This is a genomic window from Pedobacter sp. AC212, assembly GCF_979258625.1.
This window is the reverse complement of record NZ_OZ409870.1, coordinates 3,851,999-3,878,629: the sequence shown is the minus strand read 5'-3', so window position 1 is coordinate 3,878,629 and position 26,631 is coordinate 3,851,999. Positions and strand designations below refer to the sequence as shown.

General features: G+C 38.2%; 17 protein-coding genes, 1 tRNA gene and 1 pseudogene. 11 read left to right on the top strand and 8 right to left on the bottom strand.

Features of this window, described 5'->3' with window-relative positions; translation table 11 throughout:
- Positions 1–78 precede the first annotated feature (78 nt).
- Positions 79–3,438, top strand: coding sequence for a TonB-dependent receptor (locus ACZZZC_RS16455; RefSeq protein ID WP_463483145.1), 3,360 nt, complete (start codon positions 79–81; stop codon positions 3,436–3,438).
- Between the two features lie 136 nt (positions 3,439–3,574).
- The gene (locus ACZZZC_RS16450) at positions 3,575–3,853 is read left to right on the top strand and encodes a hypothetical protein (protein WP_463483144.1); all 279 of its coding nucleotides are present in this window, start codon (positions 3,575–3,577) and stop codon (positions 3,851–3,853) included.
- Between the two features lie 65 nt (positions 3,854–3,918).
- On the opposite strand, the gene ACZZZC_RS16445 is transcribed toward ACZZZC_RS16450, so the two are convergent.
- From ACZZZC_RS16445 to ACZZZC_RS16435, 3 genes are read right to left on the bottom strand one after another with little or no spacing between them, the layout of a single operon-like run.
- Positions 3,919–7,149: an error-prone DNA polymerase gene (locus tag ACZZZC_RS16445; RefSeq protein WP_463487695.1), complete on the bottom strand. Its 3,231-nt coding sequence runs from the start codon at positions 7,147–7,149 to the stop codon at positions 3,919–3,921.
- A 6-nt stretch (positions 7,150–7,155) separates the two neighbouring features.
- On the bottom strand, positions 7,156–8,655 hold the full coding sequence (locus ACZZZC_RS16440) for a Y-family DNA polymerase (protein WP_463483142.1): 1,500 nt from the start codon (positions 8,653–8,655) through the stop codon (positions 7,156–7,158).
- 1 nt (position 8,656) lies between these two features.
- On the bottom strand, positions 8,657–9,394 hold the full coding sequence (locus ACZZZC_RS16435; protein ID WP_463483141.1) for an ImuA family protein: 738 nt from the start codon (positions 9,392–9,394) through the stop codon (positions 8,657–8,659).
- Positions 9,395–9,433: 39 nt separating this feature from the next.
- On the opposite strand from ACZZZC_RS16435, the gene ACZZZC_RS16430 reads away from it, so the two are divergent.
- Complete coding sequence (locus tag ACZZZC_RS16430; protein WP_463487694.1) at positions 9,434–10,105, top strand: alpha-ketoglutarate-dependent dioxygenase AlkB family protein; 672 nt, start codon at positions 9,434–9,436, stop codon at positions 10,103–10,105.
- Positions 10,102–10,551 (top strand): hypothetical protein, encoded by a 450-nt coding sequence (locus ACZZZC_RS16425; RefSeq protein WP_463483139.1) that lies wholly within the window; start codon positions 10,102–10,104, stop codon positions 10,549–10,551. The genes ACZZZC_RS16430 and ACZZZC_RS16425 overlap by 4 nt, the downstream gene beginning before the upstream one ends.
- A gap of 117 nt (positions 10,552–10,668) precedes the next feature.
- Here ACZZZC_RS16425 and ACZZZC_RS16420 read toward each other — a convergent pair whose 3' ends face one another.
- Both ACZZZC_RS16420 and ACZZZC_RS16415 read right to left on the bottom strand, forming a co-directional pair.
- Positions 10,669–11,850, bottom strand: coding sequence for an AIR synthase related protein (locus ACZZZC_RS16420; RefSeq protein ID WP_463483138.1), 1,182 nt, complete (start codon positions 11,848–11,850; stop codon positions 10,669–10,671).
- 330 nt (positions 11,851–12,180) lie between these two features.
- Positions 12,181–14,355, bottom strand: coding sequence for a glutamine synthetase III family protein (locus ACZZZC_RS16415; RefSeq protein ID WP_056849881.1), 2,175 nt, complete (start codon positions 14,353–14,355; stop codon positions 12,181–12,183).
- Positions 14,356–14,558: 203 nt separating this feature from the next.
- Between ACZZZC_RS16415 and ACZZZC_RS16410 the strand changes: the two genes are divergently transcribed.
- Positions 14,559–15,398, top strand: a complete 840-nt coding sequence (locus ACZZZC_RS16410; RefSeq protein ID WP_463483137.1) for an energy transducer TonB — start codon at positions 14,559–14,561, stop codon at positions 15,396–15,398.
- A 795-nt stretch (positions 15,399–16,193) separates the two neighbouring features.
- Here the strand turns inward: ACZZZC_RS16410 and purL are convergent.
- Positions 16,194–19,949 (bottom strand): phosphoribosylformylglycinamidine synthase, encoded by a 3,756-nt coding sequence (gene purL, locus ACZZZC_RS16405; RefSeq protein WP_463486278.1) that lies wholly within the window; start codon positions 19,947–19,949, stop codon positions 16,194–16,196.
- A gap of 149 nt (positions 19,950–20,098) precedes the next feature.
- On the opposite strand from purL, the gene gloA2 reads away from it, so the two are divergent.
- From gloA2 to fbp, 5 genes are all read left to right on the top strand, one after another.
- On the top strand, positions 20,099–20,482 hold the full coding sequence (gene gloA2, locus ACZZZC_RS16400; RefSeq protein WP_463483136.1) for an SMU1112c/YaeR family gloxylase I-like metalloprotein: 384 nt from the start codon (positions 20,099–20,101) through the stop codon (positions 20,480–20,482).
- 9 nt (positions 20,483–20,491) lie between these two features.
- Entirely contained in the window at positions 20,492–20,935 is a 444-nt protein-coding gene (locus tag ACZZZC_RS16395) for a hypothetical protein (RefSeq protein ID WP_463483135.1), read from the top strand.
- Positions 20,936–21,013: 78 nt separating this feature from the next.
- Positions 21,014–21,715, top strand: a complete 702-nt coding sequence (locus ACZZZC_RS16390; protein ID WP_463483134.1) for a tRNA1(Val) (adenine(37)-N6)-methyltransferase — start codon at positions 21,014–21,016, stop codon at positions 21,713–21,715.
- Positions 21,716–21,899: 184 nt separating this feature from the next.
- The gene (locus ACZZZC_RS16385; RefSeq protein ID WP_463483133.1) at positions 21,900–22,391 is read left to right on the top strand and encodes a metallophosphoesterase family protein; all 492 of its coding nucleotides are present in this window, start codon (positions 21,900–21,902) and stop codon (positions 22,389–22,391) included.
- Positions 22,392–22,410: 19 nt separating this feature from the next.
- Positions 22,411–23,490 carry a class 1 fructose-bisphosphatase gene (gene fbp, locus ACZZZC_RS16380; protein ID WP_463483132.1) on the top strand — a complete coding sequence of 360 codons (1,080 nt, stop codon included), beginning with the start codon at positions 22,411–22,413 and terminating at the stop codon, positions 23,488–23,490.
- 16 nt (positions 23,491–23,506) lie between these two features.
- Here fbp and rnhA read toward each other — a convergent pair whose 3' ends face one another.
- On the bottom strand, positions 23,507–23,980 hold the full coding sequence (gene rnhA / locus ACZZZC_RS16375) for a ribonuclease HI (RefSeq protein WP_265799135.1): 474 nt from the start codon (positions 23,978–23,980) through the stop codon (positions 23,507–23,509).
- A 176-nt stretch (positions 23,981–24,156) separates the two neighbouring features.
- On the opposite strand from rnhA, the gene ACZZZC_RS16370 reads away from it, so the two are divergent.
- Positions 24,157–24,230: transfer RNA gene (locus tag ACZZZC_RS16370), tRNA-His, on the top strand.
- A 739-nt stretch (positions 24,231–24,969) separates the two neighbouring features.
- Here the strand turns inward: ACZZZC_RS16370 and ACZZZC_RS16365 are convergent.
- A pseudogene (locus ACZZZC_RS16365) lies at positions 24,970–25,752 on the bottom strand (recombinase family protein); the annotation flags it as partial.
- Positions 25,753–26,631: the final 879 nt, after the last annotated feature.

The following is a 26,631-nucleotide window of genomic DNA, read 5'->3' as shown; positions in this document are numbered from 1 at the left end:
TTTATTAAGTACATTTGCGCCAATAAAATCACCCCCGATTATTATTCAACAAACAAAAAACATTTAAAAAAACAAAGTATGAACAAATCTTTACTTTTAAGATTAGTACTCGTTATTGTTGCAGTTGTAGGTTTTACTTTCGGTGCTAGTGCACAGGTAACCACATCATCAATGACAGGAACAATTAAGGATGCTAGTGGTGCCTTGCCAGGTGCAAGCGTTAAAGCTACACACACGCCAACAGGTTCCGTTTACACGGTTTCTACAAACGCTGATGGTAGATTTACCATAGGCGGTATGCGTGTTGGTGGTCCGTACACGGTTGAAATTAGTTTCGTGGGTTATAAGCCTGCAAAATTATCAGACATTTATTTGAAATTAGGTGAGCCTTACTTACTTAACTTAGTGTTAGTTGATAATAGTTCAACATTAGCTGAAGTTAAAGTGGTTGGTCAAAGCACGAACAGCATCTTAAATTCAAATAGAAATGGAACATCAACTGTAATCGGAAAGCAACAAATTCAAGCATTGCCTACCATTTCGCGTAGTGTAAATGATTTAACTCGTTTAACGCCGCAGGCTAATGGACAATCAATTGGTGGTGGTAATTACCGTTCGAACAACTTTACGGTTGATGGTGCGAACTTTAACAACCAATTTGGTATCGGCCAGAATATTCCTGCAGGTGGTTCGCCAATCTCAATTGATGCATTAGAGCAAATCTCAATCAATGTTACACCATTTGATGTTCGCCAGACTGGTTTTACTGGTGGTTCAGTTACAGCTGTAACTCGTTCAGGAACTAACTCATTTTCTGGTAATGCCTTTTACACCATGCGTGGTGAAGAACAACAAGGAAAAAGAATTGGCGAAAGCTTTAGAATTCAAAATCTTCAACCTTTAGATGAGAAGAATTATGGATTTAGTTTAGGTGGTCCAATTGTTAAAGATAAATTATTCTTTTTCGTTAACTACGAGAAGAAAAGAACTGAACAGCCTGGAACACAGCGTTTAGCTGCTACTCCTTCTAATCCTTACGATCCGGCTAACCCTAACGTAGTTAGAGCCGATGCATCGTTTTTAAATGAAGTTTCTTCGTATTTGAATACAAGATATGGATATCAAACTGGCGGTTATGAAGGTTACTCAAACATCAGTGATAACGAAAAAATGTTCGCCCGTTTAGATTGGAATATTTCTAAAAGCCACCGTTTCAGTGTGCGTTATAACCAAGTAGAAAGTCAATCACCATTTTCAGCAAGTACTTCAGTTACCAATTCTGGTGCAACGGGTAACTTAGGCTATCTAAATTCAAGATCTGGAAATCAGCGTGAGGCTGGTTTGCCATTTGAAAACTCAAATTACTACCAAGCGGCTAACTTATATTCTGCAGTAGCTGAATTAAATTCAAACTTTGGAAGTAAAATTACAAACGTAGCTCGTGTAACTTATTCTCATCAAAACGATCCTAGAAATTCTGATAGTTCTCCATTCCCTTTGGTTGATATTTTGGATGGAACGCAAACAGGAAGTACAGGAGGTAATGTGTTAACAACTTTTGGTTACGAGCCATTTACTTACGGAAACTTACGTGATGTGAAGGGTTATACTTACAGTGATGATTTAAGTTTAGCTTTAGGTAAACATAACATTACTTTAGGTTTACAAGCTGAGTTTAGTACCACAAAAAATGGTTTTCAACGTTTTGGTACAGGTTTCTATACTTTCAGAACTTGGGATGATTTCGTGAATAACAGAATGCCACTACAGTATTCAGTTACTTATCCATTAACTGCCGATGGTTCACAAGCTTTCCCGAGCTTTAAATTTGCTCAATATTCAGCTTATTTACAAGATGAGTTTTCGGTTACAGACCGTTTAAAATTAACAGCTGGTTTGCGTATTGAACAGGCTACTTATCCTGAGGCTGATGAAATTCGTACTCACCCTTTAGTGGCTGCTCAAACATTTGCAGGCGGTCAGAAAGTAGATACTGGTGTTTTACCTGAAAACAGACTTTCATACTCCCCACGTTTCGGATTTAACTGGGATGTATTGGGAGATCGTTCATTACAATTACGCGGTGGAACTGGTATATTTACTGGTCGTGTGCCATTTGTATGGATTGTTTCTCAATCTAGTGATGCTGGATTATTACAATATTCTCAAGTTTATTCAAGTCTAAATGGTGGTACAGTGCCTTTGTTTAATCCTAACATTGCACCTAATTTGTTAACCGCAACAAGACCTCCAGCTGGAACAACTATTCCTGGAACAATTAGTGTAATGTCTCCAGATTTAAAATTCCCCCAAACTTGGAAATCAAGTTTTGCAATTGATGCTAAATTACCATGGGGTATCGTAGGTACATTAGAAGGTATTTATGGAAGAGATTTGAATGTTGCTGTAGCTAAAAACATCAATTTAGAAAACCCTATAAATCTTGCGATTTCAGGATATCCTGATACTAGACCAATATATGCGAATTCGGTATCAGCAAGACAAGTTGTAGATATTAATGCTGGAGGTATTCCAACTACTAATGGTTCAGGTGCATTAAATGTTTACCAAATGACTAATGCAAAAGGTGGTTATACTTGGCAAGCAACTGCACAATTAACAAAACAATTTAGCAGTGGAGTATCAGCAATGATTGCTTATACCCGTTCAGATCAACGTAATTATGGTGATGGAGCAGGTGATCAGTTGGGTAACTTATGGTCTATTCCACAAACATCTGGTAACCCAAATGAGCCTACATTAAGTTATTCGAATAACTTAACCCCTGATCGTATCATTGCAAGTGTATCTTACCGTAAAGAATTTTTGAAAAATTTAGCTACATCTGTTTCTGTATTTTATGAAGGAGCGCAACAAGGTAGATTCTCTTATACTTATGGTGCAGATATTAACCGTGATGGTGTTAATGGTAATGATTTAATCTATATTCCAAGAGATGCAAGCGAAATTACTTTCGTGGCGCAAACTGTAGGAAGTGGACCAAGTGCAAAAACCTACACAGCTGCTCAACAAAGTGAAATTTTTGAAGCCTATATCGCTCAAGATAAATATTTAAGCGCACACAGAGGTGAGTATGCAAAACGTAATGCTGCTACTTCACCTTGGAGAAATCAGTTTGATCTTCGTTTAGTTCAAGAAGTTTTTAAAAACGTAGGTAAAACAAAAAATTCAGTACAATTTACCGCTGATGTTTTCAATGTGGGTAACTTATTAAACCGTAAATGGGGTAATGTTAATTTCGTGAATAACGCAGCAGTTTTAGTTCCAACAAATACTGGTGCTGTAAACAACACCACAAGGCCAACATTTAGGTTAGCGAGTTCAAGTGGAGATGTTGTTCGCGAAACATTTGGTACTTCTCAAACGATTTCTTCTACTTACTACATGCAATTTGGTATTCGTTATAACTTTAACTAATACTTAATTTAAATAATAATTTATAAGCCCTGACTGAAAAGTCGGGGCTTTATTTTTTACAAGACTTTTAAAATTCAAAACTTTTTCTACCCAATAGAATTGTATATACATATAATGTAAACTAAAATACAACGATATGAGCAGTTCAAAACAAACCCATGACCACGATACCATTAAAAAGTGGGTAGAAAAACATGATGGCGTACCTGGAGTAGTTGCAGATACAGATGATGGAAAAGGCGGAGGACTTTTAAGAATTCATTTCCCTAAAAATAGTAAAAGCAGTGATTTGGAAGAAACCGACTGGGAGAATTTCTTTAAAGTATTTGATGATCACAAGCTCGACTTTCTTTATCAGGAAAAGAAGGCTGATGGAGAAGAAAGTACTTTCCATAAGTTTGTAGAAAGAGAATAAAAGTAAGTAAAAGCCTCTACCATCAAGTAGAGGTTTTTTTTGCCTTAAATTTTGAGCGTTTATTCTTATCTAAAATTACGGGCTTGCGGAATGCAAATTTCCTGTTCTGTTTTGCGTACCTGAGTTCTTTTATTTTCGACAGGGAAAGGAGCTGTTTTTTCATCAGAACGGGAAAGTGTTAATAAAGACGAATGATCGTTTTCTTCCTTGCTTAATTTTCTTAATAACGGGGTAAGATCGAAGCAACGTTTTACAATAACATGGATCACTTCACCTTCTGTTTGTAATTTTCCTTCTACCATCAGTAACCTGGCCTGTAAAATTTCTTTTCTATATTTTTCAAATAAGCTTTCAAAAACAACCAGGTTTGAAAATCCTGATTCATCTTCAATAGTAATAAAACAAACTCCACCGGCTGTTCCAGGTCTTTGTCTCACCAATACGAGTCCGGCAACTTTTACTGTTGTTCCATCCTTAATTTCTGCTAAATCTTTATTGGCTGATACCCTTAACAAATTCAATTGCTCCCGTACAAAGCTTACCGGATGTGCTTTTATTGAAAGTGAAGTAGAAGCATAATCCTGAATCACATGTTCGGAGGTAGACATGAGCGGGAGGGACGTTTGTTTTTCCAGCTGACTTTCTGCTGCCTGATCTTTAAAGAGTGCAATTGGTCTATCGGCCAGGGCGGAAACTTCCCATAAAGCCTGGCGCCGATCAAAACCTAAAGAACGAAAAGCATCAGCATCTGCCAAACGTTCCATTGTGGCTAAAGATACACCCACATCCAACAGTTGATGAATATTCTGGTAATGCTTTATCCGATGCGTGGTTAGCGCTTCAATATCTTCTGTTCTAATGCCTTTAATTTGCCTGAAACCTAAACGCAAAGCGTGATATTTCCCTGCCAGTTCTTCCAGTGTATTATCGAAATAAGAGTAGTTGATATCAATCGGGCGAACCTCCACATTGTGCTTTCGGGCATCGATTACTATTTGGGCTGGCTGATAAAATCCCATGGGCATGCTATTTAATAAAGCCGCTGCAAATACATCGGGGTAATAGCATTTTAACCAGCAGGAAACATACACCAGGAGCGCAAAACTTGCAGCATGACTTTCTGGAAATCCATAACTTCCAAAACCCTCCAGTTGCTTAAAAATTCGTTTTGCAAATTCTTCATCGTAACCTTTAGCTACCATTCCAGAGATTAATTTTTTCTCGAACTGCGTAACCATACCTTTCAGTTTAAAAGTTGCCATGCTTCTTCGCAATTCATCGGCTTCGGTAGGGGTAAAACCGGCAGCTACAATGGCAATTTTCATCGCCTGCTCTTGAAAAAGTGGGACTCCTAAAGTTTTATTTAAAATTTCTTCCAGTTCTTTTGAAGGATATTCTATCACTTCTTCTTTATTTCTTCTGCGCAAATAAGGATGAACCATGTCGCCCTGAATAGGACCAGGACGTACAATTGCCACTTCAATTACCAGATCGTAAAAGCATTCTGGTTTCAATCTGGGTAACATAGATTGTTGGGCCCGGCTTTCTATCTGAAATACGCCAATGGTATCTGCATGGCTAATCATTTTATAGACTTCCGGATCATCGTATTCGTTAATTTTAGACATAGAAAGATCGAGATTGTAGTGTTGTTTTGCTAAATCGAAACCTTTTCTAATGCAGGTTAACATACCTAAAGCCAGTATGTCTATTTTTAAAAAACCCAGTGTATCAATATCATCTTTATTCCATTCAATATTGGTTCGATCAGCCATGCGGGCATTCAATATTGGGCAAAGATCGGTCAGTTTACCCTGCGTAATTACAAAGCCGCCTGTATGTTGCCCCAGCTGACGAGGGAAACCCATCATTTGTGCGGTAAGTGAAAGTACTTTTCTTAATAGTGGATCATTAGGATTAAGCCCTTGCTCTGTTAATCTGTTCCCCTCAAACCATTCATCGGTAAACTCCCAAATGGATGCCGATAGCCGGTTAATGGTATCAACAGACAAGCCCATCACTTTGCCAACATCTCTAATGGCTCCTTTTTGTCGCTGTTGGGTAACGGTTGCAACAATCGCGGCCCGATCTCTGCCATATTTATTATAGATGTATTGAATCACTTCCTCACGGCGTTCATGCTCAAAATCTACATCTATATCTGGTGGTTCATTCCTGGCCGAAGAAACAAAACGTTCAAAAAGCAAATCGAATTTTGTTGGGTCTACCGAGGTTATGCCCAGGCAATAACAAATGGTAGAATTTGCAGCAGAACCGCGACCCTGACAGAGAATTTTTTGCCCGCGGGCGAAACTCACAATGTCATAAACGGTAAGAAAATAAGAAGCATATTCCATTTCCTTTACAAATTTCAGTTCATAGGTAATGTTGTCTACAATTTTTTGGGGCAAATTTTCACCGAAAATTTCATGCGCACCTTTCCACGCTAAATGGGTTAATTCTTCAAAAGGAGAACGCTCTCCATTGGTTATCTCCTCAGGATATACGTATTTGAGGCTATCTAAACTAAACTGACATGTTTGCGCAATATGTACGGCGTTTTGAAGCGCTTGTGGATATTGCCGGTAAAGCCTTAACATCTCTTCTTGAGTTTTAAGATGTCGTTCTGCATTTTTAAACAAATGAAAACCGGCAGCATGAATAGTGCATTTCTCACGAACACAAGTTAACACATCCTGCAGCTCGCGTCTTTCTGGCGTATGGTAATACACATCATTGGTTGCCACTAAAGGAATTTTCAATTGATTAGCAAGCGCTGTTAAACGAAACATCCGCTTTTGATCTTCGCCCTGATAATTCCTGGAAATAGCTAAATAAAGCTGATCATTGAGGTTGTGTTTATATTCTGCCAAATAATTTTGGAAATCGGTTTCAAAATCAAAATTTGCAGATAAAGTATCAGGAGGAATGGCGACAAATAAAATGCCCGATGAATGTTGATACACATCGGATTTGTAAAGCAAACAGCTTCCTTTTTCGGTACGGAGGTTGCCAAGACTCAGCAGTGCTGATAATCTAGCATAGGCTGCCTGGTTTGTAGGGTACGCAAGCAAACTTGGGCCATTCTGTAGGTTCAGTCGGCAAGCCGGGATAATACTGATCTCATATTTTCTAGCTGAGGCATGTGCTCTAACAATACCGGCCAGCGTGTTATGATCAGTAATGGCAATTTTAGAATAGCCCATTTTTGCGGCTTCTTCTACCAATTCTTCGGGGTGTGAAGCACCTCTTAAAAAGCTAAAATTGCTGGTGATTTGAAGTTCTGCATATTCCATAACTATTTAAGCAAAAAAACCATGAATAAACCAACGCGAATTCTGGGCGGAATAATGACCTGCCCTAAATAGCCAATAACGGCAACCCTGATCATCTTCTACAATATAATAATCGCGGTGCTCTCCGCTTTCAAGCCACCATGAACGCTCTATCCGCTCAGGTCCATCTGCTTTTTTAATGGAATGACGTTTCCCTTTGTAAATAAATAACAAAGGAGGATAATCTGGAATTGGAGCAGTAACCTGAATATGTTCTGGTTGATGCAGCAATTGGATCGGTCTGCCTAATGGATTATGCCAGGGTAAATCATTGTTTTCAGTAAGAGAATCTGCTTTTTTTATAGCACGTTCCGGCCAATAATTGGCTTCAGGAATAAAGCGGCGAATAGCTTTCGGTCCCACTTTTCCGGCTACCCGATCTAGTAAAGCAGAAAGTGATGGACTTTGAAGCCCTGATTTAGTAAGCCATAATTTTTCCTGTGGCTGTACTACAGGTTCAGTTTTGCTTGCTGATAAGGTAAAAAGTTCTACGCCTAAACCTGGCGCCAGTTTATCAATGTTTAAAGCAAACAGTTTGAATAAATGATCAGCATCGTTGCTGCTTTGATGGGTTCCAATTGCTGTACGGATAATTTTTCCATCTATACGGAAACCTTTTAATTCTGCCTTGCGTAAACCGAGCCCATCGTTTTTTAATCGGGTACAAATTTGTTCCAGTAGCTTTTTAATGGCTATTTCTATCGCGGTAGCAGTTCTTATGGGTTCAAGGCAAGGAAATCTTTCTTCATATTCAGGGATAATTATTACAGGATCAAAAACTTCAGGTAAATCACCAATGGCCTGGCCAATGCGATTTAATAAATTTTCTCCAAACCGGCGGCGCAACACACTTCGCGGCATTTGAATAAATTGCGCTATTTTTTGCAGGCCAAGTTTATTCAAACGCTCTATGGTTGGTTGCTCCAGCCGGAGGGATGCCGCTGGCAGTGGCAATAAAGCATAATATTGTTTCCTGGCGGGAACAATGTTTTCCTGGCTTGAAAAACGAGCAACTGCCCAGCTAGTTCCAATGGTATCGGCAATGGCCAATTTAGTGGTATATCCAATTTCAAGCAGGCGATTACTTATCTGGGCAAGGTAATGCGTTTCATTGTTCCATAAATGCGCACATCCGGTAATATCAAGCACAAGTCCATCCGGAGCATCAATGGCTACCCAGGGCGTATACCTGATGAACCATTCTGCCAGTCCTTTTAAAAGTTTGATATTTCGGTTATGTTTATCATCAAAAACCTCAATCTCATGTACCAGTGCCCGGGCATCAGCCAAAGGCATGCCCACTAGTATGCCCTGGCTTGCTGCTAAAGCGTTACAGGCGGTAATTATAACGCGACCGTGTACAGGCGCAGTAAAAACGAAAGCGTGTTTTTTTAGCTCCGGACGGCGGATACAAAGCCAGTCCGTTAGTAAAAACGGAAACCATATACTTGCAAAACGCTTTTCCATATTAACTTGCCTGAAGTTTTTTAAGAGGTTGAAGAACTTTTTGAACCTGGTTAATGTGTTGAAATGTGGTACCGTTCCAGGCCACCTCAAAACTTGCAGGCTGTGCATTTCTAACTTTAAGTAAATTTACCGACCAGGAAGGATGACCTACACCAGGCATGCCATCGGGCAACAAACTGGGTAAATGCTTAATTTGCCATCGGGCCAAACAAGTGGTGTTGTTGACCTGCTGTGGGTTATTTCGTAAAATAAAAGCGGGTACTTTGCTTTTTTCAATTACCAGTTGTAGCCGGCGAGATTGGCTAAAACTAAGCTCAGGAATTTCTGCGACCACAGCGCTTAAGTTTTCACATTTTAAGGCTTCTTCCAAAACCCATAATATTTCTTTTTGATGATTGAGATCGATAAAAATAATCTGATCGGGTTTTAATGCAAAACGCTGCATAGCAGGGGGAAAAAGATTTCTGGAACTGCTAATCCAGATTGATGGACTACCGGTTTCCATTAATGCAGAAAGTAATGCGTTTATAAAGCCAACACTTGCCGCTGTATCTTCGGTTTCAAGAGCAATAAATTCATGAATGCCCTCCAGTGGGAAATTTTTATTCGGAAATGCATTTGCAAACAAACTCAATTTAGGTAAACTATTTTCTTGAATGCTTAATGTGCTATAGCCCTGCAAACCTAAAATTTGTTTCTTTAAATCTTCAATTAAGTGCTGTTTAGATTTCTTTTCCATAATCAACCTTCTGTTTTGAATTTAGTAAAGGCAAATATAATGCTAAAAATATTAGTAATTTATAAAAAGTTTTGCACCTTTGTATACGTTATGGAACAGTTAAGTTTTTTTGCTGAAGCAGGACAATCCATTGGCTTGCCATCGGATATTTTAACCTATAAAAATAACTTTATTGGAAAAAGGGAAAGCGATTCACTTTTGATTCATTTAATAGAGAATACGCCATGGGTACAAAAAGTAGTGCGCTATTATGATAAAGAAATTACTACTCCCAGGTTATCTGCCTGGTATGGTGATGCAGAACAGTTGGATTATGCAGCCTTAGGTAAATCGATTCCATTGTGTTGGACTGATGAACTATTGCAGTTAAAAGCTATGGTAGAACCTACTGCCGGCATCACCTTTAATTCGGTATTGCTTAATTATTATAGAGATGGGCAGGATTCTGTAACCTGGCACAGCGATAATGAAACCGTAATGGGCTCGCATCCTGTGATTGCATCTTTGTCTTTTGGACAGGTTAGGTCTTTTGATATTCGCCTAAAAGCAAACCACTCAGAAAAATATTCTATTAAATTAGAACATGGCTCATTGCTTTTGATGAAAGGTGATTTACAGCAAAAGTGGGATCATCGGATTGCGAAATCTAAACGATATATGAAACCCAGAATCAACCTCACCTTTAGAAAAATTATTAATCCTTCATTATGATCAAGCTTCATTATATTCACGAAGACCCAACTGAAAGTTTAGGTTTCTGTGCCTATCTCTTGCTACAAGAAGAAAACCAGCAATCATTTTTAATTTTAAATGATGATGAAATATTGGGTCAGATAGAATTGATTAACGGAGATTGGCGAAACCTGAGCGACCAAAAACTTGATGAACAATTTGTACAATCAATCGGCAAATTTTTAAAAGGACAACAGTTTCTAAAATTACCCAAACTGATAAAAGATCGTTGGCCAATGTGGGTAGAGGAAGTTATTGTTCAATCAGAATCTATGTATCTTATTGTAGCCAAACCCAATATCGAATTTCATTCATTTGAAAAGATTTTCCGTGATTTTATTCCTCAACTTGTTAAAGATGAATGGTTGATTTGTTTTAAAGTTTACGATGCAAAATTCGAGGCTGGATTTGAATTGGAAGTTTAATGGTAAGTTCAATTTAAATCTTGATAAGAATTATAATTTATCAATGGATGTAAAATTACAATTCTAAAGAAATCAAAAATGGCGCTTGGTTTTTCAAGCGCCATGCTTAGCTATTTCTTAATTATAGATAAAAGTTCCTCTTTCACTTTCGATGGTCACCTGTTTTTGGCTTCCTTTTTCAACGTGACCAATAATTTGCGCATCAATGTTAAAGCTTTTAGAAATCTCTATAATATCTTTTGCAATTTCTTGTGGAACATATAATTCCATGCGATGACCCATATTAAAAACTTTATACATCTCTTTCCAATCTGTACCAGATTGTTCTTGGATTAGCTTAAATAGGGGTGGAACAGGAAATAAATTGTCCTTAATCACATGGATATCATCGTTGATAAAATGGAGCACTTTTGTTTGAGCGCCACCACTGCAATGAACAATTCCATTAATTTGTTTACGATATTGTGCTAATATTTTTTTAATCACAGGTGCGTAAGTACGTGTTGGAGATAAAACGAGCTTACCAACAGTAGTTTTACCGAAACCTTCAATTTCAATCTCATCAGTTAGCTGCTTTTGACCTGAAAAAACCAAATCAAAAGGTACAGCAGGATCGAAACTTTCAGGATATTTATTGGCAACAGATTTTTCAAAAACATCGTGACGAGCAGAGGTTAATCCGTTAGAACCCATTCCTCCATTGTATTCTGTTTCATAGGTTGCTTGTCCGTAAGAGGCTAAAGCTACTATTACATCACCTGGTTTAATGTTATCGTTACTGATTACATCTTCACGTTTCATGCGGCAGGTTACCGTAGAATCTACAATAATGGTTCTTACTAAATCGCCAACATCGGCAGTTTCGCCACCGGTAGAATAAATAGAAATTCCTTGTTCCCTTAAATCAGCCAGAATTTCTTCTGTACCGTTAATTACAGCAGCAATTACTTCTCCAGGTATTAAATTTTTATTTCGTCCGATGGTAGATGATAAGAGGATCTGATCAGTGGCGCCCACGCAAATCAAATCATCAATATTCATGATGATTGCATCTTGGGCAATACCTTTCCAGATAGAGATATCTCCTGTTTCTTTCCAATAAACATAAGCCAAAGATGATTTTGTTCCGGCACCATCGGCATGCATGATATTACAAAAATCTTCATCGCCACTTAAAATGTCGGGAATGATTTTGCAGAATGCTTTTGGGAAAATTCCTTTGTCGATATTTTTGATGGCATTATGCACATCTTCTTTTGAGGCAGAAACGCCACGTTGATTGTACCTGTTATCACTCATGTTGGCGCAAAGATAAGGGAAAAAGTCGGGAGTCAGAAGTCGGGAGTCAGAAGTTTTTAGCGTTTAAAATAATGATTTTCTTCGTTTAGATTTAACTCACTATGAACGGTCGTCGTCCTGAACTTGTTTCAGGAACTTGATAGCACGAACAAGCGTTGGGCATAAAACATGAAAGATGCTGAATCAAGTTCAGCAAGACGTGGGGGCTAAACAAAACGCCAATGTTAAAGAAAACGATCTTAAAATCCTTAAATCCAAAAAATCATGATCAAAAAAAGGGCGTAAAGTTTACACCTTACGCCCTATACCTTAAACCTTACGGCTTAAAATCTATTTCATGAATAACAATTCTCTGAATTTTGGTAAAGGCCAAACGCTATCGTCAACAATTTGCTCTAATTTATCAGCATGGTAACGGATAGTATCGAAGTAAGATTTAACTTTCTCATCGTAAGCAATTGCTTTCTCACGAGTGTCTTCGATTTTGTTGGTTACTTTACGTTCTTCTAACATCGCATCGATATTGGTTTTAACGATATCTAAATGCTCAGAAAGTTTTTTAACGATATCAAGAGAAGATTTACTTTCTACGCCAAGTTCTTTTAACCCTTTTACATTCTCGATTAAAGAATTTTGGTAAGCGATAGCAGCAGGAATGATGGCAGTATTGGCCACTTCGCCCATTACACGAGCTTCAATTTGTAATTTTTTGTAGAAATTCTCTAACATGATTTCATGACGGGCATGGATTTCACGTTTGCTATAAATTCCTGTACTTTCAAATAAACTTGCAGATTTCTCAGTTAAATAAGCATCTAAAGCTTTCGGTGTAGTTTTGATGTTTGATAAACCACGTGTTGCAGCTTCATCTTCCCACTCCTGGCTGTATCCGTTACCTTCAAAACGAATCGATTTAGATTCTTTGATGTATTTTTTGATTACCGTTAATAAAGCGATGTCTTTTTTATCACCTTTTTTGATCAATTTATCAACTTCAGCTTTGAATTTAACCAATTGCTCAGCCATAATTGCGTTTAAGATCGTCATTGGAGCCGAAGAGTTAGCTGAAGATCCAACCGCTCTTAACTCAAATTTATTACCTGTAAATGCAAATGGTGAAGTACGGTTACGGTCGGTATTATCCAACAAAATTTGTGGAATTTTAGGGATGCCTAACCAAAGTGCGTTATCTTCTTTGATTTTTTTGCTGATACGTGAGTGCTCAATTTCATCTAAAACATCGTTTAATTGAGAACCTAAAAAGATGGAGATAATTGCTGGCGGCGCTTCGTTAGCACCTAAACGGTGATCGTTACTTACCGAAGCAATACTCGCACGTAATAAATCTGCATGTTCGCTCACTGCTTTAATCGTATTTACGAAGAAAGTTAAAAACATTAAGTTGTTTTTAGGCGTTTTGCCCGGAGCCAATAAGTTTTTACCAGTATCAGTAATTAACGACCAGTTGTTGTGTTTACCTGAACCGTTGATGCCAGCGTATGGTTTTTCGTGTAATAAAACACGGAAATGGTGACGACGAGCAACTTTTTCCATCAAATCCATTAATAATTGATTGTGATCGATGGCCAGGTTTATTTCTTCATAAATTGGAGCACATTCGAATTGAGAAGGTGCAACCTCATTGTGACGGGTTTTTAAAGGAATACCTAATTTTAGGGCTTCATTTTCGAAATCGACCATGTAGGTGAAAACACGCTCAGGAATTGATCCGAAATAATGATCTTCCAACTGTTGGCCTTTAGCAGACATGTGTCCGAATAAAGCACGACCAGTTAACAATAAATCAGGACGGGCATTAAACAATGATTCATCAACCAAGAAATATTCTTGTTCAATACCTAAAGAAGCATTTACTTTAGTAATGCTTTTATCAAAATACTGGCAAACATCAACAGCAGCTTTATCAAGTGCAGCTAATGCTTTTAATAATGGAGCTTTATAATCTAAAGCCTCACCAGTGTAGGATACGAAAACGGTAGGAATACAAAGGGTTTTACCTGCTTTGCTTTCCATAATGAAGGCTGGAGATGATGGATCCCAGGCAGTGTAACCACGAGCTTCGAAAGTATTACGGATACCGCCGTTAGGGAAACTTGATGCATCCGGTTCTTGTTGAACCAAAGCGCTACCAGCAAATTTTTCTATAGCACCTTCGCCACTAGGCTCAAAAAATGAATCGTGTTTTTCAGCAGTTGTACCTGTTAATGGTTGGAACCAGTGTGTGTAATGTGTTGCTCCAGCAGCCATAGCCCATGCTTTCATTGCAGTTGCAATCTGGTTAGCATCGTCAGAATTAATTAATTCACCTTGATTAATAGATGAGATTAATTTTTCATACACGTCCTTAGATAAGAAATCTCTCATTTTTTTCTTATCAAATACATTAGCGCCAAAAAAATCAGAAATTTTTGCAGATGGTGATTTTACTTCTGGCGAAATTCTGTTTTGAGCCTCTTTTAATGCGATGGTTCTTAAGCTTTTCATTAATTTGTTATGTTTTTTGTCAAAAATAGTATATTTTATTGTTTTTTATAAAACAATCGTAAGTTTTAGCGCAATTTTATTGAAAATGAAATAAAAAAATGTTTTTCAAATCGAATTTTTCATTATTCGTAAAGAAAATGGAATTTTCAGTTTGTTTATGGAATTGTGAAATTTGCTACATCATGCTATAAAAATCAATAGCTATGTTCAACTCCTCAATCAATGTGTACAAAACCGAGTGGCTCGATCTTGTATTCGCAAACCGAAACAAAACTTATGGTGCTTATGAGTTAAGGTCTAAATCATCAAAAATTATGACCCGGGCACTATTGGTATCCGTAAGTCTCTTTTTATTGCTTGCATTTGCACCTTTAGTGTATAGCAAAATCTTTCCAACAGCGGTTGAAGTAGTTGCTCCTCCGAAAGTTATTGATTTGAGCGATGTGATCCATGAAATGAAGAAGCCAGAGCCAGAAAAAAAAGTGGAGCCGGCGAAATCAGAGCCAGTGAAAGTAAAAACAGTTAAGATGACTTCGAACATTGTGGTGGTTGATAAAACTGAAATTAAAGATCCACCAACTATCAAAGAGATTCAAAATGCTGTAGTGAGCAATATAACCCAGGATGGCGAAATCAAACCTAATTTAACCTTGGTAACTCCTTCTTTAAATGGTAGTGGCAGCGGATTAGAAAAAGAGGTTACTGGAACTGGAGAGGATAAAGAGATTTATACAGGAGGTGGGGTAGATGAATATCCAGAGTTTGCGGGCGGTATGAAAGCTTTTACCAAATACATGGAACGTAATCTACGCTACCCATCACAAGCGCAGGAGGATGGTATTCAAGGTAAGGTGTTTTTAAGTTTCGTGGTAGAAAAGGATGGCTCCATAACTGATGTAAAAGTACTTAAAGGCATTGGTTTCGGCTGCGATGAAGAAGCCATGAAAGTAATCAAGAAATCACCCTTGTGGAAACCCGGAAAAAATAAAGGCATTCCAGTTAGGGTGAGGTATAATATGCCGATTAATTTCAATTTAATGTAAGGCAGTGGGATCAGTTAAATATTTAACGCTCAAAATAGGGAAGATGTGATGGATGATTGGTTGAAGGCCTGGATGGAAATTCAGGCCTTTTTTTTATATAAATACTGCGTTTAAAGATCTTATTGTCGCTTTACGATTCCCGCCTTCGCGGGAATGACGGGAAGTGCAGAGGATTAACGATAGCAATTAGTGGCTGTCGAATTTGAACACCAACCATGAACGGTCGTCATCCTATTATTGACTTTTTTAAGTTTCCGTCTTTGCGATCCCGATTCTTTATCGGGAGAAGCAATCTCATTTGTGGTATTATTTTATCAGATGAGATTGCTTCGTACCTCGCAAGGACGACCGTTGTTAACGTGATTAATATTGGTTTTTATGAAATAAAATTAACTCTCAGCTTGTCTGGGGATCTTAATATAGGAATCTGCTCTTAATTACATCATTATGTTTGGTGAGGACACCAGCCATTAGGATAACTAGGAACGGTCGTCATCCTCAGCTTGACTGGGGATCCTACTACTCTTTCTTTCTCACGCTTTACGATTCCCGCCTTCGCGGGAATGACGAGAAGTGCAGAGGATTAACGATAGCAATTATTGGCTGTTGAATTTGAACGCCAACCATGAACGGTCGTCATCCTCAGCTTGTCTAGGGATCTTAATACGCTTTCTTTTCTAACGCTTTACTATTCCCGCCTTCGCGGGAGTGACGAACAAAATTGAATATTAAAATAGCCGAAACAAAAAAAGCTTGAGTAAACTCAAGCCTTTTATATAAATAAATATGGTTAACCTATGCCTTTTCTTCAATCCATTTTCTGGCATTTACGAAAGCTTCCATCCATGGCGAAACCTCGTCTTTTCTGCCAGCCGGATAGTTTGCCCAATGCCATTGGAATAAAGAACGTTCAATATGTGGCATCATCACCAAATGGCGGCCTGTTTCATCACACATCATCGCAGTGTTATAATCAGAGCCGTTCGGGCTTGCCGGATACGTTTCGTAAGCATATTTAGCTACAATTTTATACTTTCCTTCTGCATATGGTAAAGAGAATCTTCCTTCGCCATGCGATACCCAAACGCCTAAGGTGCTGCCAGCTAAAGTTGATAACATCACCGAATTGTTTTCTTGTAACGTTAATGAAGTGAAAATACTTTCGTGTTTACCGCTTTTGTTGTGCAACATTTTTGGCTTGTCTTCATGATCTTTGTTAATCAAACCAAGCTCTACAAATAATTGGCAACCATTGCAAATACCAACAGATAAAGTATCAGGACGGGCGAAAAATTTCTCTAGTGCTACTCTCGCTTTTTCATTGTATAAAAATGCGCCAGCCCAACCCTTTGCCGATCCTAAAACATCAGAGTTAGAGAAACCACCAACGGCACCAATAAATTGAATATCTTCTAATGTTTCCCTGCCGGTAATTAAATCCGTCATGTGTACATCTTTCACATCAAAACCGGCTAAATACATTGCATTAGCCAATTCGCGTTCAGAGTTACTTCCTTTTTCGCGGATAATCGCCGCCTTGGGACGAGGTTTAGAGGAATCAATTACCGGTTTCTTTCCATCAAACTGTAATGGAAAACTGTATTTTAAAACGTGGTTTTTATAATTATCGTAACGTTCTTTTGCTAAACCGTTACCTGTTTGTTTGCTATCTAATAAATAAGATGTCTTAAACCAAACATCACGTAAATGGTCAATATCAAAACTGAAGCTATCTGCTGCATTTGTAACTTCCAGCGTAGCTGATGAATTCACTTCCCCGATTTTATGGAAAGTTACACCAGCGCTAGTTAAACTGCTTTCTACTGATGAATCCGCTTGAAAAACAATCGCGATATTTTCCGCAAATAATAATTTGATAATATCTTGCTCGTTTAAGTCAGTTAAATCAATTGATGCGCCTAAATTGCGATCTGCAAAACACATTTCCAGTAAGGTAGTAATTAAACCACCGCTGCCAATATCATGCCCTGCTTGTATCTTACCTTCTTTAATTAGCTGTTGAATAGCGTTAAAGGCTTTCGAGAATTGACCGGCATCTTTGATATCTGGTGTTTCGGTACCGATTTTGTTTAATATCTGTGCGAAAGATGAACCACCAAGTTTATAAGTATCATTAGAAAGGTTGATATAATAAATAGAACCGCCATCTTTTTGAAGTACTGGCTCCACCACTTTAGTAATATCATCGCAGTTTGCACCTGCAGAAATAATTACCGTTCCTGGTGCAATTACATCACCATCTTTGTATTTCTGTTTCATCGAAAGTGAATCTTTTCCAGTCGGGATGTTGATTCCTAAATCGATGGCAAATTCCGAACACGCTTTAACAGCAGCATATAAACGGGCATCTTCACCTTCATTTTTACAGGCCCACATCCAGTTGGCAGAAAGCGAAACGCTTTTTAAACCATCTTTTAATGGAGCCCAAACGATGTTTGATAGAGATTCTGCAATCGCATTGCGACTACCAGCAGCTGGATCAATCAAAGCCGAAAGTGGTGCATGACCTACTGAAGTTGCGATTCCTTCCTTACCTTGGAAATCCAATGCCATTACACCACAGTTGTTTAAAGGTAATTGTAATGGCCCGGCAGTTTGTTGTTTTGCTACGCGGCCACCCACACAACGGTCAACTTTGTTGGTTAACCAATCTTTCGATGCCACAGCCTCCAGTTGTAAAACTTGCTCTAAATAAGTATTCAGTTCAGTTTTTTGGTAACTTACCTCTTCATATTTGCGGTCGATCGTTTGATCTTCCATTACAATTTTTGGGGAGCTGCCAAACATATCCTTCAGCTCAAAATCCATTGGTTTAGCGCCTGTGGTTTCTGATTTGAAAGTAAAACGATGATCGCCAGTTACTTTTCCAACGGTATACATTGGAGAGCGTTCGCGATCGGCAATTTTTTGTAAAGTTTCAATATGTTCGTTGCCGATTACCAATCCCATCCTTTCCTGAGATTCGTTGCCGATAATTTCTTTAGCAGATAGGGTAGGATCGCCAACTGGCAATTTATCCAGATTGATCAAACCACCAGTTTCTTCTACCAGTTCTGATAAACAGTTTAAGTGTCCGCCTGCACCGTGATCGTGAATAGAAACAATGAAGTTCTCTTCGCTTTCTACCATGCCACGTACAGCGTTTGCAGCACGTTTCTGCATTTCCGGGTTGGAACGTTGAATGGCATTTAATTCGATGCCTGATCCATGCTGGCCGGTATCAGCTGATGATACGGCTGCGCCACCCATTCCAATTCTATAATTTTCACCACCGAGAACAACAATGTTGTCTCCTTCCTGTGGTTTTTGTTTTTGTGCCTGACTAGCCTTGCCATAACCAATACCGCCCGCAAGCATGATTACCTTATCGAAACCTAACTTACGAGATGTCATACTGATCCTGTCGAAGTGCTCATGCTCAAAAGTTAAAACCGAGCCAGTAATAAGCGGCTGACCGAATTTGTTTCCAAAATCTGTAGCACCATTTGATGCTTTGATCAGAATGTTCATCGGCGTTTGATAAAGCCATTGTCTTTCTTCAACACCATTTTCCCAAGGACGATTTTCTTCCAAACGTGAAAGCGCTGTCATGTAAACTGCCGTTCCGGCTAGAGGTAAGGAACCTTGTCCACCTGCTAAACGATCTCTGATTTCGCCACCAGAACCTGTTGCAGCACCATTAAAAGGCTCTACGGTAGTTGGGAAGTTGTGTGTTTCGGCCTTTAGCGATATTACCGAATCAAAATCACTTGTAGCGTAATATTCAGGAACATCAGCACGTTTAGGTGCAAATTGTTGCACTCTCGGCCCTTTAATGAAAGCCACGTTATCTTTATATGCAGAAACAATATCGTTGGGATTTTCTTCCGAAGTTTTGCGAATCAACTTAAAAAGTGAAGTTGGTTGTTCTACTCCATCAATTACAAATTTACCGTTGAAAATTTTGTGGCGGCAATGTTCCGAATTTACCTGCGAGAAACCAAAAACCTCTGAATCAGTAAGTGGTCGTTCCAGGTTTTTAGCCAGATTATTTAGGTATTCAACTTCTTCATCACTTAATGATAAACCTTCTTGTTTGTTGTAAGCAGCAATATCAGTAATTTCTAAAATAGGTTCAGGCTTGATGTTGATGGTATAAATGTTTTGATCAAGCTTGTCGTATTTTTGAGAAAGCATCGGGTCGTAGTCAGAAAAATCTTCAGCAACGGCTTTAAATTCTTCTATCCGGATGATGCCCTGAATGTCCATATTTTGAGTAATCTCAACGGCATTGGTACTCCACGGCGTTATCATTGCAGCTCTTGGTCCAACGAAAAAGCCGCTTAAAGCTGCATCTTGCGAAATTTTGGCGCCGCCAAATAACCATTCAAGTTTAGTAATATCATCTGGGGAAAGCGCTTTGTCTGTTTGAAGTACAAAAATCGCTTGCGATTGACTAAGGAAGAAATGAATCATGCTTTTTTTTTGAAAGTGCAAAAATAGCTTTTTTAAATTTAATGAGTGAAGGAATGAAGGATTGAATGAGAGAATTTTGGACGGTTAAATGTAAAATAATTGTAGGTACTAAAATTGCGATTCATTTAGAGCTACTTTATACTTCTGTTATTTAAATTTCAATCATTTTCTGCAACTTTGCTACATTCTGTCATTCAAAATTCACTCATTCTACACCACGTCAAATGTTCAACCGAATTCATCACATTGCTATTATTTGTTCTGATTACGAAAAATCAAAAGACTTTTATGTAAACAAACTGGGTTTTACCATTCTAGCTGAGGTTTATCGAGCGGAACGAAAATCTTACAAATTAGATCTAGCGGTAAACGGCGTTTATCAAATCGAACTTTTTTCTTTTGAAAATCCCCCGGTTCGTCCCTCGAGGCCAGAAGCTCAAGGTTTACGGCACCTGGCTTTTGAAGTAGATGATATTGAACTGGAAATTGGAAGACTGAGTGATCAAGGCATTGTTAGCGAACCTATACGAATTGATGAATTTACGGGGAAAAGATTTACCTTTTTTTCAGATCCAGATGGCTTGCCTTTGGAATTATATGAACTATAACTAGGCTTCATGAAAAAACTTTTACTTTCCTTTGCTTTTAGCTTGACGTTGGTCAGCTGCTTTTCTCAAATAAGATATACTGCAAAAGTAGAAACTGGCTATCAAATATTTTTGTCGAGGCCGGTACGGGTAGATCCTGGCCCGGGATGGAGAGGATATCAGCTTAATAATAATCAAGGTGGCTTGGATGTAAGCGTTATCAATGGAATAAGTTTTAAAGAAAATCTTCGCTTGGGGCTTGGCTTAGGTTATTTAAATTATGAAGGGATAAATGGCTATTCATTTTTTGGCGATTTGGAATACGCAACATCGAAAGATAGGGTTTCACCGTTATTTAACCTGAAAGTTGGTCAAAGCCATATCAAAAATCAATACGATAAAGGTTCTACAGATTCATTTGTGGATTTTGGTGCAGGAGTAGCGTATCGCATCTCTAAGAAAATCGAAATATAAGCCAAGGCAGGATTTAGATTGGTGCATCAATCTATGTTTTTGCCGATTAGATTAGGCGCCAGGTTTTAAGCATAATAAATGAGTATTTTTAAATTTAAGCAATTCGAAGTAGATCAAACGGGCTGTGCTATGCGAATCAATACCGATGGGGTTCTGGTTGCTGCGATGGCTAATCATAACAGGCCAGGAAAAATATTGGATATCGGAGCAGGCACAGGAGTGATCGCGATGATGCTTGCTCAGCGTTTCACAGAAGCTGATGTTTATGCTGTAGAAATAGATTTGCAAGCTGCTGAAACCGCTGAAAAAAATTTTAAAAACTCCGTCTTTAGCAGTCGATTGCATCTTGATCATGTAGCCATTGAAGATTATCAAAGTAGCGAAAAATTCGATCTGATCGTTTCTAATCCACCCTTTTTTGTTAATGATTTGAAAAATGAGGAGCTAAGGAAAGGAATGGCAAGACACGCAAGCGATAATTTTTTTAGTTTGTTGGTCGAAAAATCAAATCAGCTTTTAGATGCCAGGGGCTCTTTGTGGTTAATTCTTCCTTTGAAACAGGCAGAAGAGGTGATCTTTGAGGCCATGAAATATCAGGTGAAACTCAAAGCCCGCATCAATATTTGCTCTGATAAAGACAAATTACCATTTAGGCAAATCATATGTTTAAGCAGGGAAGGCGATTTGCTTCATGAGAGCGATTTTTACATTTACGAATCGCGTGGAAAACATACCCTTGAATATCAGAAATTGCTTAAAGATTTTTTCCTTGCATTTTGATGCCACTTAATGATAATATCGTACAAAAGAAATTCAGTCGAAGACGAGAAATATCTGTTTCAAAAAATAAAGTTCAGATTTGTTGTTAAATAGATTGCGCAAATAAAATTTAGGCTCACTTTTAAAAAATCTTCAATAGATATACGTAAAAGTTTACACATTACTTTACAATTCACTTTACATAATGAAAAAGATCGGTTTAATTTCTGATACACATGGATTTTTAGATGAGGCTGTATTTAAGCACTTTGATCAGGTAGATGAAATATGGCATGCTGGCGATTTTGGTCCTCATGTCGCAACAGAACTGTCTACGTTTAAACCGCTTCGGGGTGTATTTGGGAATATAGATGATGCTGTAATCCGGAATGAATTTCCGGAACATAATAGGTTTCAGTGCGAAGAGGTAGAGGTGTGGATGACACATATCGGCGGTTATCCGGGGCGTTACTCTCCCTTCGTTAAGCCAGAAATATACACTAACCCACCGAAATTATTTATTACCGGCCATTCCCATATTTTAAAGGTAATGTTCGATGAAAAGATAAAATGTTTGCATATTAACCCCGGTGCAGCAGGAAAACACGGTTGGCATAAAGTGAGAACATTGGTTCGTTTTTGCATAACTGACGAAAATATTCATACCTTAGAGGTTATAGAATTATCAGGTAGATAATGTAAAATTTACACTAAGTATGGTTTGCGGCGTGAAAACATTAGGACAATTTATTATAGAAAAACAAGCAGATTTCCCTTATGCCAAAGGTGAACTTTCGAGGTTATTAAGGGATATTGCGATTGCTGCAAAAATTGTAAATCGGGAGATTAACAAAGCGGGTCTGGTCGATATGATCGGTCACGTAGGTACAACAAACATCCAGGGCGAAAAGCAAAAAAAGCTTGATGTTTATGCTGATCAACAGTTTATTGCTGCACTAACCAGTGGTGGTGAATGTTGTATTATCGCTAGTGAAGAAGAAGAGGAAATCATCCATATCGAATCTCCTGTTTCGCAAAATGCAAAGTATATTGTCTGTATCGATCCAATGGACGGTTCTTCAAATACGGATGTTAATGTTGCAGTAGGAACCGTTTTTTCTATTTATCGCAGGAAATCTTTAGAAGGAAGAGCTGGTATTGATGATGTTTTACAAAAGGGTACTGAGCAAGTAGCAGCCGGATATATTATTTATGGATCATCTACTATGTTGGTTTACACCACTGGTAAGGGGGTTAATGGTTTTACATTAGATCCATCAATCGGAGAGTTTTGTTTGTCTCATCCGGAAATGAAAATACCTGAAACGGGCATAACTTATTCCATCAATGAAGGAAATTATGTTCACTTTCCTGAAGGGGTGAAAAAATACATTAAATATTGTCAGGTAGAGGATGACGCTTCTGATCGTCCATATACCTCAAGATATATTGGTTCAATGGTTGGAGACATCCACAGAAGTTTAATAAACGGAGGGATTTACATTTATCCAACTACCGCTCGTTCACCGGAAGGGAAGTTGCGTTTACTTTATGAATGTAACCCGATGGCTTTTATTATTGAGCAGGCTGGGGGAAAGGCGAGTACCGGTTTTGAGCGAATACTGGAGATACAGCCTACAGAAGTTCACCAGCGTGTGCCGGTATTTATCGGATCGGTAAAAATGGTAGAGAAAGCTGAGGAAATGATGTTAATTTATGCCGATAAATCTATAACTCCTCATACACAGGTAGAAGCCAAATTGGAGGATATGGGTGTTGTAGGTGGAATAGATTAATTTTTCCGTGTGCTGTTTAGAGAAGCGTTGCTTTCTTTCGTTCTGCTTCGAAAAAAGTATCAATAGCTAAGTTTTGTTTGTCTTGCGAAGCAAAAACTGCTAATCTGTCACAACGTTCATTTTCCGGGTGATCGTTGTGGCCTTTTATCCAAATGAATTTTACTTTATGAAGTTTGTATAATTCGAGAAATCGGATCCAGAGGTCTTTGTTTTTTTTGTCTTTGAAGTTTTTAGTTACCCAGCCAAAAACCCATTTCTTTTCCACTGCATCCACTACATATTTTGAATCGGAGTAAACGGTCACTTCCTGGTTTAGGCTCTTTAACGCTTCTAAGCCCTTAATAACGGCCAGTAATTCCATGCGGTTATTTGTAGTCATGCGGTAACCACCACTTAACTCCTTATAATGTTTGCCTGCCCGTAATATGGTACCATAACCCCCAGGTCCTGGGTTTCCACTTGCTGCTCCGTCTGTATAAATTTCGATCATAAAGACTGTAAAGTTATGTTTTTGGTTTTGAAAAGTGCTGTTTAGTTCAAGATTGAAAAAAATATTTTGTTTCAAATAATTGAATAATAACTAATTAAAAATTTGTTGTTAAATCTTTGAAAAAAATATTTGCAAGGAATATTAAAAGTCGTACTTTTGTGACACTAAAAAACACGGTGGCTGTAGCTCAGTTGGTTAGAGTATTGGTTTGTGGTGCCGAGGGTCGTGGGTTCGAGCCCCATCAGCCACCCCCAGTGGGACGAGGTCTTTTCAGAAGATTTTCGTCCCATTTTTTTTGCTTCTAACTCTTTGTTTTTCAGGTAAATATGTTGGGCTATTTCATTAACCTTAGGTGTTCGATATCGGTCGCCATTGTATTCCATTTTTTCCGGAAAAAGACAACTTATCAGATATCTTTTACCCTCAACACTTGAATTCTCATAAAATAAATCCAGGTTGGTTAAATTGTTGATGGCTCGCTCAGCTATCGGTTTAATATTCAAAACAGCTTTATTTTTAGTATTTAGCTCTGCCAGCTTCGATTCGAGTATGGCGATTTTTTCATTACCTTCTACTTTTATTGATCTAAAGTCCACGGCATCTAGCGCATTATCCAATAATAAATCCCTCGCTCTCTCAATTTTCTTGTTGCATTCTCTGATCTGTGCTGAATATACTTTTCGTTCATCCAAAATGGAACCAACCTGATTATGATATGCATCAGATATAGTTTCGATAAAAACCTCTTCATAACCATTTCTGGGGAGGTAGGCTAGCAGCTCAATTGTAAAGTCCTCATTGACTTTTTCGGATCTGTACCTGATTCCACAAGCAGATGTGCAATGGTAGTAAGTGAAGTGTTTGTTTTTTCCTTTTGATGAACTTCCACTTAAAGATCGGTGACACTTAGGGCATTTCAGAAAGCCACGAAGCACAAGTGATTCTGGTGTAGCGATAGGCTGTCCAAACTCTTTCTTCCTTCCATTCAAAATGTCTTGTATATTGAAAAACATCGTTTCGCTAATCAAAGCTTCGTGGAGGCCTTGGGCGAGAAATGCATCCTCGTTTTTATATTTAGGCACAATAACTTTTCCGCAATAAATTGGATTTCGGATAATGGTATAAAAATTATTTTTGCTGCAGTTTAATCCCTTTTCTCTTGCTGAATGAAGTATTTGCTCTCCTGAATAAGTGCCCTCGGACAATTGCTCAAATACCCATTTCATTAAAGAGGCTTCCGGCTGTTTCAAGGCAATATATTTCTTTCCATTCTCAGCAGTCTTATTGACATATCCTAAAGGCGCTTTGCCTGTCCATCTACCTTCTTTTTTCGCCTGCCTGATTCCAGCCTTAGTATTTAAGCCTCTTCTGTCATTTTCAATTTCTGGAGTTGTGAGGTAAACCGCCAGCATCATCTTATTTTCTGGTACATTAAGATCTAGAGGCTGCTCTATAGCTTGTGGATCGACTCCCAGTTTGTTGAGCATTGAAATGGTTTGGTAAGCATCACTGGTGTTGCGACTAAACCGGTCCCATTTCGTAAATAATAGCAGATCTGTTTTGCCTTTATGCTTTTTTAAATGGATCACCAACTTCTTCCACTCAGGACGATTGAAAGTCTTTGCAGAATAATCTTCCACGATTACCTTTCTCACCTTAATACCATTCAGTTCACAATATTTTTCAAGTACATCTTGTTGACTTCTCAATGAGTACCCTTTTTCGGCCTGCTCATCTGTACTAACTCTTACATATAAATCAGCTATTTTCATTTCCTATTTTCTTTCTGGTATGTCGTCTAAATTTTCTTAGGCCTGCTTTTGGATTATCAATAGACAATCGACTAAGTACCTCTTTCACAGATAAGTTACTTAACTTGTAGATAAGTTCCAAAACCTTTCTAGCTTTTTCTATACTAACTACTGTACCATGGTTTTGGAGGATTTTAACCAATTTCTCTGGGTTAACTGATCTTTTTTCATTTAGCTTGTAATAATCCATATCCTTTGTCTTTTCACAAGATTCAGCTAAATGAATTTAATCTTAACGGTACTCCTTAGGTAATCCCCAAAGATTTCTAAAACTGGACAAGGGTTCTACTCCCTTCGCATTTATGGTTTTCCCATCCGAAAACTGCAGCACATGGGTAATTCGATTCCTTGATGCTACCTTGTTCTGGCATAAAAAGTTGCTGTTAAAAATAAATATCTTTTCTTGTATGCCTATAATATGAGAACAGAATTGTCACTAGTCTAACTTATAATATTCGTTTTGCACTATGCCTATTGAAAAAAACGTTAGGGATAACTAAGGTTATGGTGATATAGCCAATATTCATTCACTGAATTTTGCACAAAACAATTTTCATGAGAAAAAATATAAATTCAAAACTCATCCGGCCAGGTTCCGCTACTTATTATCGGCATTTACAATTATCCCTTCGTAGAATAATCACCTCGATACCGATACCTTTAAAAAGAAAGCAAACCCAAAATTCTCCGAAGGATCATTGAGATAACTGAACCGAAAATGTCTAACAATAAGCCAAATTTTTAACCACTCGAGTGCTTGGCAAGATGTAGAATTGTCCACAATTCTTTTCTTGCGCCCTTGTGGTCGGGGCTTTTACTCGAAACTCGTAAAGCCTGATG

What these genes read in the sequence shown, in the direction of transcription:
- ACZZZC_RS16430 (WP_463487694.1), top strand. Translation starts at nt 9,434, where the DNA reads ATGCTAAAAATATTAGTAATTTATAAAAAGTTTTGCACCTTTGTATAC.
- ACZZZC_RS16385 (WP_463483133.1), top strand. Translation starts at nt 21,900, where the DNA reads ATGAAAAAGATCGGTTTAATTTCTGATACACATGGATTTTTAGATGAG.
- ACZZZC_RS16450 (WP_463483144.1), top strand. Translation starts at nt 3,575, where the DNA reads ATGAGCAGTTCAAAACAAACCCATGACCACGATACCATTAAAAAGTGG.
- ACZZZC_RS16455 (WP_463483145.1), top strand. Translation starts at nt 79, where the DNA reads ATGAACAAATCTTTACTTTTAAGATTAGTACTCGTTATTGTTGCAGTT.
- ACZZZC_RS16390 (WP_463483134.1), top strand. Translation starts at nt 21,014, where the DNA reads ATGAGTATTTTTAAATTTAAGCAATTCGAAGTAGATCAAACGGGCTGT.
- ACZZZC_RS16410 (WP_463483137.1), top strand. Translation starts at nt 14,559, where the DNA reads ATGTTCAACTCCTCAATCAATGTGTACAAAACCGAGTGGCTCGATCTT.
- rnhA (WP_265799135.1), bottom strand. Translation starts at nt 23,980, where the DNA reads ATGATCGAAATTTATACAGACGGAGCAGCAAGTGGAAACCCAGGACCT.
- ACZZZC_RS16435 (WP_463483141.1), bottom strand. Translation starts at nt 9,394, where the DNA reads ATGGAAAAGAAATCTAAACAGCACTTAATTGAAGATTTAAAGAAACAA.
- ACZZZC_RS16395 (WP_463483135.1), top strand. Translation starts at nt 20,492, where the DNA reads ATGAAAAAACTTTTACTTTCCTTTGCTTTTAGCTTGACGTTGGTCAGC.
- ACZZZC_RS16440 (WP_463483142.1), bottom strand. Translation starts at nt 8,655, where the DNA reads ATGGAAAAGCGTTTTGCAAGTATATGGTTTCCGTTTTTACTAACGGAC.
- ACZZZC_RS16425 (WP_463483139.1), top strand. Translation starts at nt 10,102, where the DNA reads ATGATCAAGCTTCATTATATTCACGAAGACCCAACTGAAAGTTTAGGT.
- fbp (WP_463483132.1), top strand. Translation starts at nt 22,411, where the DNA reads ATGGTTTGCGGCGTGAAAACATTAGGACAATTTATTATAGAAAAACAA.
- ACZZZC_RS16445 (WP_463487695.1), bottom strand. Translation starts at nt 7,149, where the DNA reads ATGGAATATGCAGAACTTCAAATCACCAGCAATTTTAGCTTTTTAAGA.
- ACZZZC_RS16415 (WP_056849881.1), bottom strand. Translation starts at nt 14,355, where the DNA reads ATGAAAAGCTTAAGAACCATCGCATTAAAAGAGGCTCAAAACAGAATT.
- ACZZZC_RS16420 (WP_463483138.1), bottom strand. Translation starts at nt 11,850, where the DNA reads ATGAGTGATAACAGGTACAATCAACGTGGCGTTTCTGCCTCAAAAGAA.
- gloA2 (WP_463483136.1), top strand. Translation starts at nt 20,099, where the DNA reads ATGTTCAACCGAATTCATCACATTGCTATTATTTGTTCTGATTACGAA.